The organism is Sphaerospermopsis sp. FACHB-1094, from assembly GCF_014696195.1.
Classification (GTDB): Bacteria; Cyanobacteriota; Cyanobacteriia; order Cyanobacteriales; family Nostocaceae; genus Sphaerospermopsis; species Sphaerospermopsis kisseleviana.
In genome coordinates this window covers 1-4,167 of the sequence record NZ_JACJPT010000203.1, presented here as the reverse complement: position 1 = coordinate 4,167, position 4,167 = coordinate 1, and the positions used below count along the sequence as shown (strand labels likewise).

General features: G+C 38.1%; 4 protein-coding genes. 2 read left to right on the top strand and 2 right to left on the bottom strand.

Features of this window, described 5'->3' with window-relative positions:
• Positions 1-385, bottom strand: a 385-nt coding sequence (locus tag H6F47_RS26920; protein ID WP_190651806.1) for a helix-turn-helix domain-containing protein, incomplete at its 3' end; no start/stop codon positions are given.
• Positions 386-673: 288 nt separating this feature from the next.
• Between H6F47_RS26920 and H6F47_RS26915 the strand changes: the two genes are divergently transcribed.
• On the top strand, positions 674-1,867 hold the full coding sequence (locus tag H6F47_RS26915; protein WP_190348754.1) for an argininosuccinate synthase: 1,194 nt from the start codon (positions 674-676) through the stop codon (positions 1,865-1,867).
• Positions 1,868-1,987: 120 nt separating this feature from the next.
• On the opposite strand, the gene H6F47_RS26910 is transcribed toward H6F47_RS26915, so the two are convergent.
• Positions 1,988-2,614, bottom strand: coding sequence for a DedA family protein (locus tag H6F47_RS26910; protein ID WP_096569393.1), 627 nt, complete (start codon positions 2,612-2,614; stop codon positions 1,988-1,990).
• Between the two features lie 557 nt (positions 2,615-3,171).
• Between H6F47_RS26910 and H6F47_RS26905 the strand changes: the two genes are divergently transcribed.
• On the top strand, positions 3,172-3,525 hold the full coding sequence (locus H6F47_RS26905) for an STAS domain-containing protein (protein ID WP_096569390.1): 354 nt from the start codon (positions 3,172-3,174) through the stop codon (positions 3,523-3,525).
• The last annotated feature ends 642 nt before the right edge of the window (positions 3,526-4,167 follow it).

Genomic DNA, 4,167 nt, shown 5'->3' with positions numbered 1-4,167 from the left:
GTAGTTTTATTGATATACCACCTACAGGAATTGGTTTACCACCTGCATCAATTGTAAAACTATCATTTTTCCCTTTCTTTTTGAAGTTAGGATATTTAGACCTTCCTTGAAAGAATCTCTGAAAAGCTTCACCTAAACTATCAAAAGCATATTGAGTGATTTTCTGACAAATACCTTTTTCTTTCATCCATGTCAATTCAGGTTTGACATGATTATTAAAGAATTTTTTGAGTATGTATTTATTTGGTTTTAATCCATCATTATACAAATCCTGCCAAGTTGCTAAACCCCAATTATAAGTAAACCTTGCTATACCAGCGTGTTTAGCCATTAATATTTCTTGGGTTTTATTTAACTTGAGTTTTGTTTTGATGGATAAAAGCATTTGCTGATGTCAACACTATACTTTATTATTTAATTCTGACACATTTTGCCTAATTTTTTAGTCAACTTATTCCATGTATACGTCAAATACTTGTGTTTTTGTATACATTTGTACAGGTTTATCTAGTAAATTGTCAACTTAGGACAAGCTCAACTCCTCATATCCTGACTAGGTAGTGAGGTTAATTAACAGCTTTCCATGACAATGGTTGTTGCATAAAAAAACTATACATGGTTAAGTTTAGATATAATAATGACTCATTGTTTGTTTTCCTAAGTGGAGAAACTAATGGGTCGCGCCAAAAAGGTTGTCTTAGCATATTCTGGTGGAGTAGATACTTCTGTTTGCATCCCCTACCTTAAAGAAGAATGGGGAGTTGAAGAGGTAATCACCCTAGCAGCAGATTTAGGTCAGGGAGATGAATTAGAACCAGTACGAGAAAAAGCTTTAAAATCTGGTGCAAGTGAATCTCTAGTAGCGGATGTCAAAGATAGCTTTGTCCAAGATTACGCATTTCCCGCAATTCAAGCGAATGCACTCTATGAAAATCGTTATCCTCTAGGAACTGCATTAGCTAGACCTTTGATTGCTAAGGTATTAGTAGAAACAGCCGAAAAATATGGTGCGGATGCGATCGCTCACGGTTGTACTGGTAAAGGTAATGATCAAGTACGTTTTGATGTTTCCTGTACAGCACTAAACCCCAACTTAAAAATTCTTGCACCTGCCAGAGAATGGGGAATGAGTCGGGAAGAAACTATTGCTTATGGTGAGCAGTTTGGTATTCCTGCACCCGTAAAAAAATCCTCTCCCTTCAGTATTGACAAAAATTTACTTGGTCGCAGTATCGAAGCTGGTACTTTGGAAGATCCAGCTAACGAACCCCCAGAAGAAATTTATGAAATGACTAAAGCCATAGCTGATACTCCCAATGAACCGGAATATCTGGAAATTGGCTTTGAAAAAGGCATTCCCACCACCATCAACGGTACATCAAAAACACCAGTTCAGCTAATTCAAGAACTCAATACTATCGTTGGCAATCACGGTATTGGGCGCATTGACATGATTGAAAACCGCCTAGTAGGCATTAAATCACGGGAAATCTACGAATCACCAGCAATGGTGGTGTTAATTAATGCCCATCGTGATTTAGAAAGCCTGACTTTAACAGCAGATGTTACTCAATACAAACGGGGTATTGAAGAAACCTATACCAAATTAGTATACAACGGACTTTGGTATAGTCCACTTAAAGCCGCTGTTGATGCTTTTATTCAACAAACACAGGAAAGAGTTTCTGGTGTTGTGCGGTTAAAACTGTTTAAAGGTAACGCCACCATAGTAGGACGTTGGAGCGATAACACCCTTTATACTCCCGACTTAGCCACCTACGGAGCAGAAGATCAATTTGATCACAAAGCCGCAGAAGGCTTTATTTACGTCTGGGGACTACCTACCCGCATTTGGGCGCAGTCTTAAGTGACTGGGGACTGGGGACTGGGGACTGGGGAAGAAGCAGGGGAGCAGGGAGCAGGGGGAAAATTATTTGTATTTTCCCAATCACCAATCACCAATCACCAATCACCAATCACCAATCACCTATTCCCCCAAATGCTTAACTTGGCGTGATTCCCACCAAATAGGAACAACAATTACAGCAACTAGAATAAGTAACGCCAAAATTGCAAATTGACTTACCCAAGCTACTAATTGTTCTAGGGAAACAATTCTGCCGGCAAAGAAAGCTAAAGTCACCATGACACCAGCCCAGGCAGAAGCTCCTGCTAAGTTATATACCAGGAATTTACCAAAAGACATTTCGGCAATACCCGCAAGTGGAGCCGCAAAAATTCTCAATAATGCGAAAAAACGACCAAAAAATACAGCTTTAGCAGCATTTTCACTAAATTGATCTTTAATACTCAGCAGTCGGGTTTCAGATATACGGAATATCTTTCCCACTTGTAACAGGAACGGCCAACCACCAACCCTACCAATCCAATAGCCGAAAGTACCGCCTATTACAGCACCTGTAACAGCATCACCCAGAACCAGCCAGTAATTAAGTTCATCGCTACCAGCTAGGAAACCGCCCACTAAAGTCACGGTTTCACCAGGAAGAGGAATGCCCAAATTCTCTAGCAAAATTCCCAAAAAAATAGCCCAATAACCGTAAGATTGAGCAAATTCTTGGATGTTTTCTAGTGAAAATAGCTCAAAAGACATCCAGCACCGCCGACTTTACAAATTTTTACTTTTACTATATTTTGGCTTGTCTGGAGTTAGGCTGTCAAATAATTGGTAATTGATTATTGACGTTCATAATGACAAAAACCTGATCATTGCTTTTCACCATTCGGTTTTTTTCAATTCCTTCTACTTATAATTTCAGGTTAATTTCTTGTAATAAAAATTGTTTTCTTCCCTATTTCCTGGACGTAAATATATGATAACTATAGAAATAGACATGATATTATGTACATTTTTGAAATGTAATTATTAAAAAGTTATAAAAATACACACAAATTATAAGAAAATAATAACAGTTAAATTGGCTACCGAAATCCGCAGTCATTTATGACTATATTGGAAATATCTATCAAATTTTATACTCTCGTTTGTCATGATTCCTGTAGCAGTTCCATAGATATCGACTATAATTGCATTAAGTCCTGTCTGACTAAGAAAAAACAGTATTTACACTGTTGACACTCAATCTTGATTGATATAATTTCCATTTTCTGAACATTTCAACTGCCCTGTTCAACTACCCAGTTAAATTCATGACTCTTACACAAGAACGCCAAGTGATTTTGTTCAAACCCCAAGGAAGCATAGACTTACAGGTTGGTACGGCCTTGAGTGAAAAGATGGCTGGAGTAAAACCTCAACCTGATCAACTCTGGGTTATCGATCTCGCAGAAGTTGAATTCATGGATAGCTCTGGTTTAGTTCCCCTAGTTCAAGCACTGAAAGTTGTACGCGAAAGCGGTTGTCGCTTAGTTCTTTGCAACGTGCAAGCTCCTGTAAGATTAGTATTGGAACTTACTCACCTAGATTCAGTGTTTGAGATAGTTAACAATTGCGAAGATATATTTTCTCATCTCAATAAGCAAAGTCTGGTGACAGTAGGCTAAATTCTCGGCTTTTCTGAGGGAAAATAGCCAATTTAAGAATATTTTTTCGCTTGTCATATTGACAGAACATTACTGGATATAATCACCCTTTAAATTCTCGCTCTAGCAAGCTGAATCTCTATTGCATCTGCAAAATATTACCAGGTTGACTAGAGGTTTGGCCGCTAGGCGATACAAATTGATAAAACCTGAGAAAAATTGAAGATACAGCAAAAGTCAGGAGTCAGGAGTCAGAAAAAAGATAAATAGGGGATGTTGAATAAACGTAAAACCTAGAAAATTAAGGATTTCAAGGAGTCAGGAGTTCAAGGATATCAAGGAGTTTTTTGTATTTTCAAACGAGGTAAAAACCAACAAAGTACAAGGTTTTCCTACTCATAGCTTCCAAAACCTTGCACCTATTTTATTTGTTATCACCCTCAAACTCTTTATTCATCCAGGTTTTGAGTTTATTCAGCAACCCGTAGGTACTGTGAGCCTAAAAAAGCTGCCACTTTGTTAGTGTTGGGAAAATTTCCAAATCAAAGAAACTCCTTAAATAGGGGTTGCTGAGAAAGTCTTTCCGTGAGGGCATAGGAGTCAGGAGTCAGGAGTCAGGAGTCAGGAGGAGATTTGAAAATTTCTTTGCCATCTCTTGAAATC